Source organism: Nocardiopsis changdeensis (assembly GCF_018316655.1).
In the GTDB taxonomy this organism is placed as follows: Bacteria; Actinomycetota; Actinomycetes; order Streptosporangiales; family Streptosporangiaceae; genus Nocardiopsis; species Nocardiopsis changdeensis.
The window spans coordinates 3,915,970-3,930,703 of sequence record NZ_CP074133.1 but is presented as its reverse complement, the minus strand read 5'-3'; the positions used below and the strand labels follow the sequence as shown (position 1 = coordinate 3,930,703).

Sequence of the window (14,734 nt, the reverse complement as noted above, 5' to 3'; positions counted from 1 at the left end):
CGGGTGGTGGTCGGGGGCGAGGGCCCTCGCATGGTATCGGCGTGCTCCCGGCCGGGCCGGGACCGCTTGCGAACCCATGGTCACACCGCGATTGAAACGTGTCAATGAAAGTGCCCCGGAGGGTCGCCGTGGTGTCGGGCGCCGAGGGTGGCACCTTGTCCGCTCCGGTTCCGTTATGCGGTTGACACCTGGGGTTTTCTTGGTGATCCCCTTGACTGGCCGGTGTGTGCCACTTAACATCCACTTCATATTAAAACGTTTTTGAGGGGTGCTTCGGGAAACTCCCGGCGGACCCCGCACCGGAGAAGGAGGGCCACGTGGACCCATCGGAGGTCCCCCCGCCCCTCGCGCTGGTCGACGTCACCAAGTCCTTCGGCAGCGTCCGCGCCCTGCGCGGCCTGTCCCTGGAACTGCGCGCGGGAGAGATCCACGCCCTCGTCGGGGAGAACGGGGCGGGCAAGTCCACCCTGGTCAAGACCATCGCGGGCGTGCACCGCCCGGACACCGGGCAGATCCTGTCAGACGGGGAGCCCGCGGTCTTCACCGCCCCCGCCGACGCCCAGCGCGCCGGGGTCGCGGTCATCTACCAGGAGCCCACGCTCTTCCCCGACCTCAGCGTCGCCGAGAACATCTTCATCGGCCGCCAGCCCCGCACCCGCCTGGGCACCATCGACAGGGCGCGCATGCGCGCCGAGACAGCCGAGGCCTTCGCGCGCCTGGGCGTCGACATCGACCCCGACCGGCCCGCCAACGGCCTGTCCATCGCCGACCAGCAGCTGGTCGAGATCGCCAAGGCCCTCACCCGGCGGGCGCGCGTGCTCATCATGGACGAGCCCACCGCCGCCCTGTCCGGGGTCGAGGCCGAGCGGCTGTTCACCGTCGCCCGCACCCTGCGCGACGCCGGGTCGGCGCTGCTGTTCATCTCGCACCGCTTCGACGAGGTGTTCTCGCTGTGCGACCGCATCACCGTCGTCCGCGACGGCGCGTTCGTCTCCTGCGACCCCACCTCCGACCTGGACGTCGACACCGTCGTGCGCCGCATGGTCGGCCGCGAGGTCACCAGCCTCTACCCCAAGGAGGAGGCCGAGCACGGCGACGTCGTCCTGGAGGTCGAGGGGCTGACCCGCGCCGGGGTCTTCGCCGACGTGTCCTTCTCCGTACGGGCCGGTGAGATCGTCGCCCTGGCCGGGCTCGTCGGAGCCGGGCGCAGCGAGGTCGTCCGCGCCGTCTTCGGCGTCGACCGCTACGACGCCGGGAGCGTCCGCGTCGCCGGGAGCCCCCTGCCCGCCGGACGGCCCAAGGCGTCCATCGGCGCGGGCATGGCCCTGGTCCCGGAGGACCGGCGCCACCAGGGCCTGGTCATGGAGGAGTCCATCGGCCGCAACGCCACCTCCACCCGCCGCCGCGTGCTCAGCCGCTTCGGCCTGCTCGGCGCCCGCGCCGAGCACGCCGCGGCCCGCGAGTGGGGCGAGCGCCTCAGCCTCAAGTACGGCTCCCTCGACGACGCCGTCTCCACCCTCTCCGGCGGCAACCAGCAGAAGGTCGTGCTGGCCAAGTGGCTGTCCACCGAGCCCCGGGTGCTGTTCATCGACGAGCCCACCCGCGGCATCGACGTCGGCACCAAGGCCGAGGTCCACCGCCTGCTGTCGACCCTGGCCGGGCAGGGCCTGGCCATCGTCATGGTCTCCAGCGAGCTCCCCGAGGTGCTGGGCATGGCCGACCGGGTCCTGGTCATGCACGAGGGCCGCATCACCGCCGAACTCGACCGCGCCCGGGCCGACGAGGAGTCGGTCATGTACGCGGCCACCGGACAGCGACCGAGCGAGGCCGCATGACACACGCACCCGCCACCGCCCCCGCGTCCGCGGCCGGGGCCCCGCCCGGCAAGGGCGGCCGCACGGCCCGGCCCCGCCGCCAGTTCCGCGAGATCGGCGTGCTCCTGGCCGTCGTCCTGCTCATCGCGGCGACCTGGGCGCACAACCCCGGTTTCCTGTCCAGCCAGGGCGTGCGCGACCTCTTCCTGGGCGCCACCGTCCTGGTCATCCTCGCCGTCGGCCAGTCCCTGGTGCTCATCACCCGCAACGTCGACCTGTCGGTCGGGTCGGTCCTGGGCCTGTCGGCCTTCGGAACCGCCGCGCTGTTCGCGGCCTTCCCCGGCCTGCCCGTCCCCGTCGGCATGCTCACCGGGGTCGCCATCGGCCTGCTGTGCGGCCTGTTCAACGGCCTGCTGGTGACCACCGTCAAGGTGCCCGCCCTGGTCGTCACCCTGGGCACCCTGTACATTTACCGGGGCCTGGACCACTGGTGGGCGGGCGGCCGCCAGATCAACGCCGCCGACCTGCCCGCCGGGTTCCTCCAGCTGGGCCGGGCCGGCCTGCTGGGGATCCCGCTCCCGGCCCTGGCCGCCATCGTCGTCGCGATCGTCATCGGGGTGTACCTGTCCCGGTACAGCAGCGGCCGCGAGCTCTACGCCATCGGCTCCAACGCCGAGGCCGCCCGCCTGTCGGGCATCCCCGCCGGGCGCCGCGTCGTGCTGGCCTTCGCCCTCAACGGCGCGCTGGCCGGCCTGGCCGGGGTCCTGTTCACCGCCCGCTACGGCACCGTCGACTCCACCGTCGGCACCGGCATGGAACTCCAGGTCGTGGCCGCGGCCGTGGTCGGCGGCGTCGCCCTCACCGGCGGCGTGGGCACCGTCTTCGGCGCCGTGCTGGGCGGGATCCTGATGACCACCATCACCGCCGCCCTGCCGATCTGGCAGATCAACCCGTTCTGGCAGCAGGCCGTCGTGGGCGTGCTCATCCTCGCCGCCATCGGCCTGGACCGGCTGCTCGCGCTCCGGACGGCGCGCAGGCTTCGAGGAGGAGGTGCCCGTGGCGCCTGACAACACCGTCACCGCCCCCGACCGGGAACGGCTGCGGACCACCGCGCCGCGCTCCCCGCTCCGGTCGGCGCTGTCCACGCAGGGGCTCCCCGTCCTGGGCGCGCTCATCGTCGTCGCGGCGATCGCGGTCATGTTCGTGGACATGTTCGGCACCGCCCGCAACATCAATTTCCTGGTGCTGAGCATCGCCGCGATCGCCATGATCGCGCTGCCGATGACGCTCATCGTCATCACCGGCGAGATCGACCTGTCGGTGGCCAGCACCCTGGCCCTGACCAGCGCCACCCTGGGCATCCTGTGGGAGGCCGGGACGCCGCTGGAGACGGCGATCCTCGTCGCCCTGCTGCTGGGCCTGGCGCTGGGCGCCCTCAACGGGTTCCTCATCACCGTCTGCGGGTTGCCGTCCCTGGCCGTCACCATCGGCACCATGGCCCTGTACCGGGGCCTGGCCTACGTCCTCCTGGGCGACCGGGCCGTGGCCAGCTACCCGCAGGACTGGGTGAGCGGGGTGCGCCAGCCCTTCCTCGGCATCCCGGGGCTGCCGTGGATCGCCGTCGCGATCCTGGCCATGGCGCTGGTGTTCGCGGTCGCGCTGCACGCCACCGCGTTCGGCCGGTCCCTGTACGACATCGGCAACAACGACGAGGCCGCCCGGTTCACCGGGGTCCCGGTGAAGTGGACCAAGTTCTGGCTCTTCACCCTCAGCGGGGCCGTCGCCTCCGGCGCGGGCGTCCTGTGGACCCTCCAGTACGGCACCTCCCGGGCCGACACCGCCATGGGCCTGGAACTCCAGGTCGTCGCCGCGGTCCTGCTCGGCGGCGTGTCCATCTTCGGCGGCGTGGGGTCGATCCTCGGCGTGATGTCGGGCGTGCTGATGCTCGGCGTCATCCGCAATGCCCTCCAGCTGTTCGGTATCGGCAGCGACGTGCTCCAGGTCGTCACCGGCGCGATCCTCATCGCCTCCGTCGTCACCCCCAACATCGTGGCCCGGGTACGCTCCCGCCGCTCGCCCGCGCCCCCCACCGGAGCCGTGTCCGGTGACCGTCCACTCAACGGAGAAAAGTCATGACACACCGTCCCCGCCACCTCCTCATGGGAGCCTGCGCGTTCGCCGCCGTCCTGATGACGGCCGCCTGCGGCGGGACCACCATCGACGACGCCCAGGACTCGGGCGGCAGCGGCCCCACCGGCACCGCGGACCCCAACGCGGAGATCCCCGAGGGCCTCAAGATCGACTTCCTGCCCAAGCAGCTGAACAACCCGTTCTTCGACATCGTCAACACGGGCGGCACCGAGGCCGTCGAGGAGCTCGGCGGCACCGCCACCGAGCGCGGCGGCACCGAGGCCACCGCCGACTCCCAGGTGGAGTACATCAACGCGGCCAGCCAGGCGGGCAGCGACGTCATCGTCATCGCCGCCAACGACCCCGACGCGGTCTGCCCGGCCCTCAACGAGGCCCGCGACAACGGCGCCGCCATCGTCGGCTACGACTCCAACGCCAACTGCACCGACGTGTTCGTCAACCAGTCCTCCACCGAACTGGTCGGCCGCACCCTGGTCGAGATGATCGCCGAGGACCTGGGCGGGGAGGGCACCTTCGCGGTCCTGTCCGCCACCCCCAACGCCACCAACCAGAACGCCTGGATCGAGGCGATGGAGGAGGTCCTGGCCGAGGACGAGTACGCCGACCTGGAGATGGTCGACGTGGTCTACGGCAACGACGACGACCTCCAGTCCTTCCAGGAGATGCAGGGCCTCATCCAGGCCCACCCCGACCTGGACGGCGTGGTGTCCCCGACCACCGTCGGCCTGGCCGCGGCCGCCCGCTACATCAGCGACTCCGAGTACAAGGGCGACTTCGCCGTCACCGGCCTGGGCACGCCCAACCAGATGAGCGAGTTCGTCCACGACGGCACGGTCGACCAGTTCGCGCTGTGGAACCCGCTCGACCTGGGCTACCTGGCCGGGTACACCGGGGCGGCGCTCAAGGCCGGGCAGATCACCGGCGCGGCGGGGGAGACCTTCACCGCCGGGCGGCTGGGCGAGTTCACGTTCGAGACCGACGGCGAGATCGTCCTGGGCCCGCCGCAGGTCTTCAACGCCGACAACGTCGACGACTTCGACTTCTAGCGGGGAGGGCCGACCGTGCAACGGATCTGCTTCGTGCTGAAGGTCCGACCGGACCGGCTGGAGGAGTACGAGGAGCGGCACGCCGACGTCTGGCCGCAGATGCGCGAGGCGCTGACCGAGGCCGGGTGGGGGAACTACTCCCTGTTCTCCGCCGGGGACGGCACCATCATCGGCTACCTGGAGACGGAGGACTTCGACCGGGCCCGCGAGCTGATGGCCCGCACCGAGGTCAACGCCCGCTGGCAGGCCGAGATGGCGCCGTTCTTCGAGGGGCTCCAGGCGGCCCCGGACGCGAGCATGGTGCCGTTGCGGGAGGTCTTCCACCTGCCCTGACCCCGCGGGAGCGAACGGCGCGGCGGCCACCGTCCAGGGCCGCCGCGCCGCCGCGTGCCATGGGGCGGCGCGGCGTGGGGACGGCGTGGGTGCGGTCCGGGGCACCGGAGTGTCGCACGCCGACGGCGGGCCGGCCGGGCCAGGCTGGAGGCGACCGTCCCCGTCCCACACCCGAGGTGCCCGTGCAGACCGTCACCGTGATCCTGGCCGCCGTCGCGGCGCTGGTCCACGTCTACATCTTCGTCCTGGAATCGTTCCGGTGGACCGCGCCGTCCACCCGCAGAACGTTCGGGATCTCCGCCGAGGACGCCGAGACCACCCGAGAACTCGCCTACAACCAGGGTTTCTACAACCTCTTCCTGGCCGTGGTCACGGTCGCCGGGCTGGTGCTGTGGGGTCCGGTGCCGGCCGCCGGGACCGCGCTGATCCTGGCCGGAACCGGGTCCATGGCCGCCGCCGCGCTGGTCCTGGTCACCCGCGACCCCGCCAAGACGCGCGCCGCCATGGTCCAGGGGACCGCTCCCGCCCTGGCGGTGGTCTCCACCCTGCTCACCCTCTGAGGGGCGCGGGCCGGTGCCCTAAGGGGTCGGTGCCGGGGCGCGGGGCGGTCCGGGGCGAGTGATGATCACGACCCCCGCGCGGGCCCCGTGCGGTCCTCGGCGGGGTCCCGTTTCTGCCAGAGTGAGGCCGGGGGGCACGGCCGCACCGCGTGCCCCGAGACACCCACCTGCAAGGAGGCACGCCATGATCCTCATCGTCGTCAAGTTCCGGGTCCGCCCCGAGGTCGGGGACTCCTTCCTCGACGCGGTCGCCGACTTCACCGCCGCGACCCGGGCCGAGCCCGGTAACCTGTGGTTCGAATGGTCCCGCAGCGTCGAGCGCGAGAACGAGTTCGTGCTCGTCGAGGCTTTCAAGGACGGCGCCGCCGAGGCCCACGTGAACAGCGACCACTTCCGGGAGGGCCTGGCGGCGATGAAGCCGCTGCTCACCGAGACCCCGCTGATCGTCAGCCGGGTCGTGGAGGGCGAGGGCTGGGACCGGATGGGCGAGCTCACCATCGACTGAGGCGCGCCGGCGCCGCCCCGGTCCGGTCGGCCGCCCGGGGAGGGGCGTGCGCCCCGCCCCGGGCCGGGGGCGCTCCGGCGGCCGGAGGGCGGGAGTCCGGGACCGGGTCAGCGTAGGCGGAGCAGGCCCGCCGCGGTGCCCCCGAACCCCGCCCGCCGGTAGAACCCCTCCAGGTGCGGCTCGAAGTCCACGTGCACCCATTCCACGCCCAGGTCCCGCAGGTCCGCCACCAGGGCCGCGACCACCCGGCCGCCCACGCCCCGCCGCTGCGCGGCCGGGGCGACGGCGGCGTCCAGCAGGAACGCGTGCCCGCCCCCGTCCCAGACCGCGTGCACGAACCCGGCCAGGCGCCCGTCGTGGAACTCCCCGGCCCAGGACCGGCTGTGCCGCCGCAGCCGCTCGCCCCAGGGCACGAGCGCGTACGGGTGCCCGAACGCGGCGGCGTGCAGCCGCGACACCTCGGCGTCGTCGACGGGGAAGCGCGTGCGCAGGCGGCGCTCCATCAGCCGCCCAGAGAACGCTTGAGGATCTTGCCCATGTCGTTGCGGGGCAGCGCCGCCACCACGCGCAGGACGCGCGGCCGCTTGTGCGGGGCCAGCTGGGCGGCCACCAGGTCGGCCAGCTCCTCCAGCGTGGGGGCCTCGCCCCGGGGCACCACCCAGGCCACCACCCGCTCGCCCAGGTCCGGGTCGGGCTCCCCGGTCACCGCCGCCTCCGCCACCGCCGGGTGCGCCAGCAGGACGTTCTCGATCTCCCCGGCGCCGATCTTGTACCCGCCGCTCTTGATCAGGTCGGTGCTCTTGCGCCCCACCAGCCGCACCGAGCCGTCCGCCGCGCGCACCGCCATGTCACCGGTGCGGAACCAGCCGTCGGCGGTCATCGCCTCGGCCGTCGCCTCCGGGCGGTTCAGGTAGCCGGTGAACAGGTTCGGCCCGCGCACCTGCACCTCGCCCACCGCCTCCGGGTCGCCCGGCGGCAGCGGCGTCCCGTCCTCCTCGACCAGCCGCAGGTCCACCCCAGCCAGCGGGGTGCCCACCCCGCCTGGCGCGGAGCCGTCCCCGGGGCGGACGGAGGTGTTCATCAGGGTCTCCGACATCCCGTACCGCTCGACGACCCGGTGCCCGGTGGCCGCCGCCAGCCGCTCGTGGTCGGGCAGCGGCAGCGCCGCCGACCCCGACACCAGCAGGCGCGCCCCCGCCAGGGCCCCGGCCAGCTCCGGGTCCTCCCCCACGGCCAGTGCCAGGCGGTGGTACATCGTCGGCACCCCGAACAGCAGGGTCCCGCCGCCCCGCAGGGCCGCCGCCACCGCCGAGGGCTCGAACCGCCCCGTGTGGTGCAGCGTCCCGCCCCGGCGCAGCGGGCCGAGCACCCCCAGCACCAGGCCGTGCACGTGGAACAGCGGCAGGGCGTGGACCAGCACGTCCTCGTCCGTCCACGACCACGCCAGGGCCAGCGCGTCCAGGGTCGCGGTCACCGCCCGGCGCGGCAGCAGCACGCCCTTGGGAGCCCCGGTGGTCCCGGAGGTGTAGACGACCAGCGCCGTCGACTCCTCGTTGAACTCCCGGTGCGGCGGTGCGGCGTCCGGGGCGGGGGAGGCGTTCACGTCGACCCGGCGCAGCCCGTGCAGCGCCTCGGGCAGTTCGGCGCCGGGCGGGGCCAGCAGCAGGTCCGGGGTGCTGTCGTCGACGATGTGCGTCAGCTCCCGGGCCCCCGACCTGGGGTTCAGCGGCACCGCCGCCGCCCCGGCCAGGACCGCCGCCACCACGGCCACGCACGTCTCCAGGGCCGGCACCGCCCAGACGGCGACCCGCCCGCCCTCGGGCAGTTCGGCGGCCAGCCGGGAGGCGGCCGACGCCAGTCCGCGGTAGGTGAGGGAGCGGTCGCCGAAGACCAGGGCGGTCCGGTCGACGGGATCGACGACGAGCGGGAGCACGGCGGGTTCCTTCCCGGGGGCGACAAGGGATCGTCCCATCTCTATCGCACCCGGAGGGCACCGGTCGCCCGCGCCCCGGCTCCACGGCGTGTGGAACCGGCCCGGGGAGCGCCCGTGCGGCCGTGGGCGGCGGCGGGCCCCGGCCCACCGCCGCCCACGGCCGCGGACCGGTCGGCGCCCCCGCGATCGACCGGTCCGGCGGTGTCCGCCCCGTGCCCGGGCGCCGTCTCCCGCCCGGGGCGGGCGGGGGTGGTGCGGGTCGGGGCCGGCGGGCGGGCTAGAGGCCGCGGCGGTGGTGCCCGCAGCGCGGTCCGCTCCGGTTCACGCGCAGGCCAGGACGGTGAACAGCACGGTGACCGGCAGGCCCGCGTAGATGCCGCGCAGCACGGTGACGTGCTCGCGCCCCTGGACCCGGTGCGACTCGCGCACCCCGGCCAGCAGCATCCGCCAGCGGGCGGGCACCGCGCCGGTGGCGGGGCCGGGGGAGGGGGCGCGCACGGGCCGGTCTCCGCCGCCGTCCTCGTCGTGGTCGGCGGTGTCGTCGGCGGGGCCCGCCGGAGCGGAGGGGTCCGCGGAGCGCGCGACGGGGTCCGTGGCCGGGGCGGGGGCCTCGGGGCCGCCGGGGGCCAGGACGGCGTAGTGCACGATCATGCGGCCGTCGGTGTCGGTGACGCACGCGGTCAGCCCGGGCCACAGCGACGGCTCGCGCTCCAACAGGGCGGCGATGTGCCGCGCGGTGACGATGACCTTGCGGGGCCCGCTCACCGACAGGGGTTCGGCGGGCGGCCGGGGTGGTGCCGGGGGCGCCGGCGGGGCCGGCTGCGGTGCGGGCACCCGCGGCCGGGCGGGCGCGGCGGTGCGCGCGGGCGCGGCGAGCGGATCGGAGGACGGTTCCCGCGGGGGCGGAGCCGCGGGGAGGGGTTCGGAAGAACGATCGGAACTGATTCGGAGGGTGTTCATTCGAATCCTCTTTTCGGGGGTCCGTGCCGATCCGGCGGCGGTTCAGGTATTCCTGATTCTCTTCGTGCTTTCTCCACGTACCGATTGAGTGATTCGCAGGTGATCCGACGTATCCACTTCTTCGGGCCGACCTTCACCGATTCCAGCTCCCGCGCGTAGCAGAGTTCGTAGACGACCCTTTCCGAAAGGTCCAGGATTTCCGCTGCTTTGCGTACGCTGACCAGGAGTTTGGGAATCTCGACCACGTGGGTTTCCCGGCGCTCGATCATGGGGGTGAATGTAGCAATGCGAGAGAGCGGCGGACAAGGCCGGGCCCTGGGGTTTTTGTTCCCTATGTTCTTTTTCGGGACCTTGCCGGGGGTCGGGGAAAAAGAATGCGGCAGTGCAGGGGCCTGCGAGCCCCTGTCGGTCTCGCCGGGTAAAGTTCGGGGAAAGGGGGCTTTGTTCGCGCTTTACCGTGCGCTTTTCGCCGGCCGGGGCGGGATGCCGTTCCGGGGCGGGGAAGCGGTGGCGGAGGGTGCGCCCGAGCCCCGGCCGGGATCCCGGCCGGGGCTCGGGAGGGCGCGGGTCAGACGGCGGACCAGCCGTTGTCGACCGGCAGGATCGCCCCGTTGACGTTGCTCGCGGCGTCCGAGGCCAGGAACACGATCGCGGCGGCCAGCTCCTCGGCGGCGGCGATCCGGCCGATGCCGTTCGCGTACCGGCCCAGGGCGGTCGGCCCGTCCACGCTGGTCGGAGTGCCGACGGCGATGTTGGTGGCGGTGCCGCCCGGGGCGACCGCGTTCACCCGGATGCCGTGGTCGCGGTACATGACGGCGGTCGACTTCACCAGCCCCATCACCCCGTGCTTGGAGACGGTGTACGCGGTCCCCGACGCGCCGCCGCGCAGGGACGCCTCCGAGGCGGTGAACACGACCGACCCCGACCCCTGCTCCTTCATGATCGGCAGGACCGCGCGGGTGAGCAGGAACGGGGCGGTGAGGTTGACCCGGATCAGCCGCTCCCACATCTCGTCCCCGACGTCGGCGGTCGCGGACATGTCGTCCATGATCCCCGCATTGTTGACCAGCACGTCGACGCCGCCCAGCTCCTCCACGGCGGTGCGGACCACCTCGGCGACGACCTCCGGCGCGCTCAGGTCGCCCACGACGGCCTGCGCCGCGACGCCCGCGGCCCGCGCCTCCTCGGCGGCGGAACGGGCGCCGTCCCCGTTGATGTCGGCCACCAGGACCGACGCGCCCTCGGCGGCGAAGGCCAGGACCGCGGAGCGGCCGATGCCCGACCCGCCCCCGGTGACGATGACCTTTTTGCCCTTGAGACCCGTCTCCATCGCTGCCCCCTCGTTCTGTACGGCGGCCCCTCCGGCCGCGCACGCCATCCTACGTCTTTTTTGTCGCTGAGTGACATTTTGTCGGTTGGTGACATAGGGGATAGGCTGATCCGGGTGTCGGCGGCGAAGGAGAGGGCGGGGACGATGGAGGCGGTGGCGAAGGGCAGGCCGCCCATGACCGAGCGGCGCAAGCGGATCATCCGGCTCCAGATCGCCCGTGCGGCCATGGAGCTGTTCGCGGACAAGGGCGTGGCCGGGACCACCGGCGACGACATCGCCCGCGCCATCGGCATCTCCACGCGCACGCTGTGGCGCTACTTCCCCAACAAGGAGGGCTGCGTCCGGCCGCTGCTCACCAGCGGACTGGAGGTCATGGCCGACCACCTGCGCGGCTGGCCCGCCGACCTGTCGCTGGTGGACCACCTCGACCGGGTCGGCGCGTTCGCCGGGGGCGGGGAGACGGTGGAGGAACCGGTGGCCGCCCTGATCCGCATGACCCCGCACGAGCCCGGGCTGATGGCCGTCTGGCTGGACGTGCACCGGGCCGCCGAGGACGTGTTCGCGCGGATCCTCGCCGAACGCGTGGGCGTCGACCCCGGCGACTTCCCCGTGCGGGTCCGGTCCGCCGCGCTGAACGCGGCCCTGCGCGCGGCGGCCGAGCGGCAGGCCCTGCACGGCGGCGAGCCCACCGGGACGGGCGCCCGGCTGCGGGTCGCGCTGACCGCCCTGGCGGACGGGTTCGGCCCGGTCCCGCCCGGCGGAAGGTCATGAACGGCTCCGGAACAGTGTGTTGAACAGGCGTTTCCCGGGTCTTACCGATACCGTGCCGCGGGTACCGTGACCGGATGAGCACCACACCGGAAGACAACACGGGACGCGAGGACACCGGCCGGGCGCCGGAGGGGGCCGGCCAGCCGACCTTCGAGCCCGCGACCGCCGTGGCCGAGGCGCCCGAGGCCGAATACGGCGCGTCGGAGCAGTACGAGGGAGAGGTCTCCGACGAGGAGGGCACCGGGGCCGCCGCCGCTGAGCCCGCGGCCGGGGGCGCCTTCTCCGCCGAGACCTTCGCGCTCGTCGGCGTCGCCCTGCTCGCCGTGACCATCCTGTCCGGGCAGCTGGTGCAGATCCTCACCAGCATGATCCTGGTCGGCGGCGAGCCGATCGCCGCCGAGCAGATCGCCCAGATCCGGATCCAGATCGCCGCGGGCGGCACGCTGGCCCTGCTCACCGTGGTGACGTCGCTGCTGTCGCTGTTCCTGGGGACCGCGACCACGCGGCCCTGGGCCAAGTGGGCCGCCATGGTCGGGATCATCGTCGGCGTGCTGTTCGTGCTCGCCGGGGCGGCCGCCTTCCTGCTGATCCCGGAGGCGGCCCCGCCGCAGCCGATGATGCCGCCCTTCTAGGGGCGCCCGCGCAGCCATTCCCCGGCCCCGGACGGCTTCGGCCCTCCGGGGCCCTTTCGTTCCCGGGGACGGTCGTCCGGCCTGGCGGCCGGCCGGTCGGGGCGCCCGCCCGCGCCGCCCCACCCTCCGCCCGGCCCATTCGCCCCTGCCGGCCGTTCGCGCTGGCCGAGCCGTCCCCTGGCCGGGTCGTCCGCCTGCACCGACCCTGCGCCCGCGCCCCCAGTACCGTCCAGGGCGTTCGTCCGCGCGCCGACCCGGCCCCGCACCGCCCACCTTGGCCGTCCATGTCACCCGCGCTGTCCAGGCAGACCTGGGCGCCCAGGTCGGCTGGGGCGGGCGGTGCCCTCGGGGCAATCGGGGTGGCTGGGTCGGTTGGGGCGACTGGCGTGGTCGGGACAGCCGAGGGCACGGGGGTGACCAGGGCGGGTGAGTCGGCCGGGGCTGTCGAGATGACTGGGGTGTCTGCGGCAGTTGGGGCGGCAGGGGGAGGGGCGGCCGAGGTGGGCAGGGTGCCTCGGGACAGTCGGGGTGCCCGGGGCGGCTCGGGTCGCCAGGGCGCGGCAGCCGGGCTGACCGGGGTGCTCAGGACGGCAGGAGCAGCCGGGTTGGCTGAGGTGGTTGGGATGGCTGGGGCAGGCAGGGCAGCCGGGGTTCTTGGGGCGACTGGCGTGGGCGGAGCAGCCGAGGGCGCGGGTGATCGGAGCGGGCAAGGTGGCCGTGGGTGAGTGAGTCGGCCGGGGCTGCCGAAATGACCGGGGTGTCTGCGGCAGTCGGGGTGACGGGTGCTCGGGGTGGCTGAAGTGGCCGGGGCGGATCGGGGCGGTGGCTAGGGGCGGAGGCCGGCGAGGAGGACGTCGACGAACAGGGCCCGGTCGTCCGTGTCCGGTTCGTCGGCGTCCGCGTCCGGGACCGAGAGGCGGATGGCGTACTCGATCCCGCAGATGAGCCGCTCGACCCGGTCGCCCGACAGGTCGGTGCGCACCACCCCGGCGCGCTGCGCGCGTTCGAGCACGTCGCTCAGTCCGTCGAAGGTGGCGGCCTTGAGCTCGGTGATCTCCGGGCTCATGTCCTGCTCGGCGAGCAGGACCGCCTGGAGGCCGCCCGACTCCAGGTGCAGGTCCACCACGGCGCGCAGCGCGCTCTCGAAGGCGCGCTCCGGGTCGGGGTCGACGGCGGCCTCGAGGGCGATCGCGTTCAGCCGGTGCAGGGCGTCCCGGGTGAGCTCCTCCACGAGCGCGTGCGCCGTGGCGAAGTGCCGGTAGACGGTGCCCACGCCCACCCCCGCCTCGCGGGCCACCTCGTTGAGGCGCAGATCCCTGGGGTCGGCGCGGCGGGCCGCCGCCAGGATGCGGTCGCGGCTGCGGGCGGCGTCGGCGCGGAGCGGGGTCGAGGTCATGTCCGGGATCCTATCCGGCCGCCCGGGAAACGGATGAGGGATCCGGATCACGTCCCCCTCGGCGAGGAAAGCGGATAGCTCATCCGTTTTGGGTGCTAGGGTCGGCGGATAAGTTATCCGTTTTTGGGTGCGAGGAGCAGGCCATGGCGCGCAGATCACAGGACGCACGGAAGGCACGGGGGACACAGGGGGCACAGGAGGTCTGGGATCCGGCGTGCATCCCCGACCAGCGCGGCCGCACCGTGGTGGTGACCGGCGCGACCGCGGGCGTCGGGTACTTCGCCGCCGAGCAGCTCGCCGGCGCGGGCGCCCGCGTGGTGCTCGCCGGACGCTCCCCCGAGCGCCTGCGGACGGCCGAGGCGGCCATCCGCTCCCAGGTGCCCGATGCCGCCCTGGACCGGGTGGTCGTCGACCTCGCCTCGAAGGCCTCGGTGGCGGAGGCCGCCGCCGCACTGAGGGAACTCGACCGCATCGACGGCCTGCTCCTCAACGGCGGCTCGATGGCCATGAAGGCGTCAGAGGTCACCGGTGACGGCCTCCCGATGCAGCTCGGCACGCACGTCGTCGCCAACGTGGCCCTGACGGCCGGGCTGCTTCCCGTCCTGGTCCGCACCGGCGAACGCGGCGGCGCCCCCGCCCGGATCGTGCACACCTCGACGGGGTTCGTCGACCTGCTCCGTCGGCCCGTCACCGACGTGCACGGCACCTCCCGGATCGGCGTGGTCGCCTACAGCCGGGCCAAGGCGCTCACGGAGGTGTTCGGGTTCGAGCTCGACCGGCGGCTGCGCGCCGCGGACGCGCCCGTGCGATCCCTGGTGGTGCGTCCGGGCATCGGCGTGGACGCCAGGACCCCGCGCCGCGCAGGCATCCGCGACCACACGGTCCCGGTGCGGCGCAACCCCTACACGCCGTGGGCGCAGGGCAAGGACGCCGCCGCCTGGCCCGCGGTCCGGGCCCTCACCGACCCGGGCGTCCGGGGAGGCGAACTCTACGCGCCCGCGAACGGCAGGCGCGGCGTGCCGGTGCGGATCCAACCGCGGGAGGTGGCCCCGCCGGAACTGGTCGGGGACCTGTGGCTCCGGCTCGAAGAGCTGGCCGGGATCACTGTGCCCGTTCCGGACACGGCACGCTCGGGCCCCGCGCACCCGGACCCCGTGCACCGGGACTGAGCCGTGCGGCGGCAGCCCTCGGGAGCGGAGCGCAGGCGGGCGGATTATTCCCCGCTCCCCGGAGGCCGAGGCCGTTCCTTGACCTCAAGCCGGGTTGAGTTCTTAGCGTCGTCCCCAGCCGCCCGGGAGGGACC

The 14,734-nt window shown here is 73.8% G+C and carries 16 protein-coding genes; 10 read left to right on the top strand and 6 right to left on the bottom strand.

The annotated features are described in order from the left end of the window. Positions 1 to 317 precede the first annotated feature (317 nt). From KGD84_RS18120 to KGD84_RS18090, 7 genes are all read left to right on the top strand, one after another. A complete protein-coding gene (locus tag KGD84_RS18120; protein ID WP_220561609.1) occupies positions 318 to 1,835 on the top strand; it encodes a sugar ABC transporter ATP-binding protein in 1,518 nt (505 codons plus the stop codon). Further along, positions 1,832 to 2,881, top strand: a complete 1,050-nt coding sequence (locus tag KGD84_RS18115) for an ABC transporter permease (RefSeq protein ID WP_220561608.1) — start codon at positions 1,832 to 1,834, stop codon at positions 2,879 to 2,881. The genes KGD84_RS18120 and KGD84_RS18115 overlap by 4 nt, the downstream gene beginning before the upstream one ends. Beyond that, positions 2,865 to 3,950, top strand: coding sequence for an ABC transporter permease (locus KGD84_RS18110; protein ID WP_220561607.1), 1,086 nt, complete (start codon positions 2,865 to 2,867; stop codon positions 3,948 to 3,950). The genes KGD84_RS18115 and KGD84_RS18110 overlap by 17 nt, the downstream gene beginning before the upstream one ends. Beyond that, positions 3,947 to 5,011, top strand: a complete 1,065-nt coding sequence (rhaS, locus tag KGD84_RS18105) for a rhamnose ABC transporter substrate-binding protein (protein ID WP_220561606.1) — start codon at positions 3,947 to 3,949, stop codon at positions 5,009 to 5,011. Before KGD84_RS18110 ends, rhaS begins: the two co-directional genes overlap by 4 nt. 15 nt (positions 5,012 to 5,026) lie before the next feature. Beyond that, entirely contained in the window at positions 5,027 to 5,344 is a 318-nt protein-coding gene (locus KGD84_RS18100; protein WP_220561605.1) for an L-rhamnose mutarotase, read from the top strand. A gap of 182 nt (positions 5,345 to 5,526) precedes the next feature. Beyond that, positions 5,527 to 5,904, top strand: a complete 378-nt coding sequence (locus tag KGD84_RS18095) for a DUF1304 domain-containing protein (protein WP_220561604.1) — start codon at positions 5,527 to 5,529, stop codon at positions 5,902 to 5,904. A 184-nt stretch (positions 5,905 to 6,088) separates the two neighbouring features. After that, on the top strand, positions 6,089 to 6,409 hold the full coding sequence (locus KGD84_RS18090; protein ID WP_220561603.1) for a putative quinol monooxygenase: 321 nt from the start codon (positions 6,089 to 6,091) through the stop codon (positions 6,407 to 6,409). A gap of 107 nt (positions 6,410 to 6,516) precedes the next feature. Here the strand turns inward: KGD84_RS18090 and KGD84_RS18085 are convergent, their stop codons facing one another. The 5 genes from KGD84_RS18085 to KGD84_RS18065 all read right to left on the bottom strand — a co-directional run bounded on the left by KGD84_RS18085 (position 6,517) and on the right by KGD84_RS18065 (position 10,632). Further along, positions 6,517 to 6,912: a GNAT family N-acetyltransferase gene (locus KGD84_RS18085; RefSeq protein WP_220561602.1), complete on the bottom strand. Its 396-nt coding sequence runs from the start codon at positions 6,910 to 6,912 to the stop codon at positions 6,517 to 6,519. Beyond that, positions 6,912 to 8,342: an acyl-CoA synthetase gene (locus KGD84_RS18080; RefSeq protein WP_220561601.1), complete on the bottom strand. Its 1,431-nt coding sequence runs from the start codon at positions 8,340 to 8,342 to the stop codon at positions 6,912 to 6,914. Before KGD84_RS18080 ends, KGD84_RS18085 begins: the two co-directional genes overlap by 1 nt. Before the next feature lie 321 nt (positions 8,343 to 8,663). Beyond that, positions 8,664 to 9,107, bottom strand: coding sequence for a hypothetical protein (locus KGD84_RS18075; RefSeq protein ID WP_220561600.1), 444 nt, complete (start codon positions 9,105 to 9,107; stop codon positions 8,664 to 8,666). A 191-nt stretch (positions 9,108 to 9,298) separates the two neighbouring features. Next, entirely contained in the window at positions 9,299 to 9,571 is a 273-nt protein-coding gene (locus KGD84_RS18070; protein WP_220561599.1) for a helix-turn-helix domain-containing protein, read from the bottom strand. Between the two features lie 299 nt (positions 9,572 to 9,870). Continuing rightward, positions 9,871 to 10,632: an SDR family NAD(P)-dependent oxidoreductase gene (locus KGD84_RS18065; RefSeq protein ID WP_220561598.1), complete on the bottom strand. Its 762-nt coding sequence runs from the start codon at positions 10,630 to 10,632 to the stop codon at positions 9,871 to 9,873. A 114-nt stretch (positions 10,633 to 10,746) separates the two neighbouring features. Here KGD84_RS18065 and KGD84_RS18060 point away from each other — a divergent pair, with 114 nt between their 5' ends. Both KGD84_RS18060 and KGD84_RS18055 read left to right on the top strand, forming a co-directional pair. After that, complete coding sequence (locus KGD84_RS18060) at positions 10,747 to 11,403, top strand: TetR/AcrR family transcriptional regulator (protein ID WP_370634529.1); 657 nt, start codon at positions 10,747 to 10,749, stop codon at positions 11,401 to 11,403. A 74-nt stretch (positions 11,404 to 11,477) separates the two neighbouring features. Then, positions 11,478 to 12,035, top strand: coding sequence for a hypothetical protein (locus KGD84_RS18055; protein WP_220561597.1), 558 nt, complete (start codon positions 11,478 to 11,480; stop codon positions 12,033 to 12,035). An 826-nt stretch (positions 12,036 to 12,861) separates the two neighbouring features. Here the strand turns inward: KGD84_RS18055 and KGD84_RS18050 are convergent. Continuing rightward, on the bottom strand, positions 12,862 to 13,431 hold the full coding sequence (locus KGD84_RS18050) for a TetR/AcrR family transcriptional regulator (protein WP_220561596.1): 570 nt from the start codon (positions 13,429 to 13,431) through the stop codon (positions 12,862 to 12,864). A gap of 143 nt (positions 13,432 to 13,574) precedes the next feature. On the opposite strand from KGD84_RS18050, the gene KGD84_RS18045 reads away from it, so the two are divergent. Beyond that, positions 13,575 to 14,600, top strand: coding sequence for an SDR family NAD(P)-dependent oxidoreductase (locus KGD84_RS18045; protein WP_220561595.1), 1,026 nt, complete (start codon positions 13,575 to 13,577; stop codon positions 14,598 to 14,600). Positions 14,601 to 14,734: the final 134 nt, after the last annotated feature.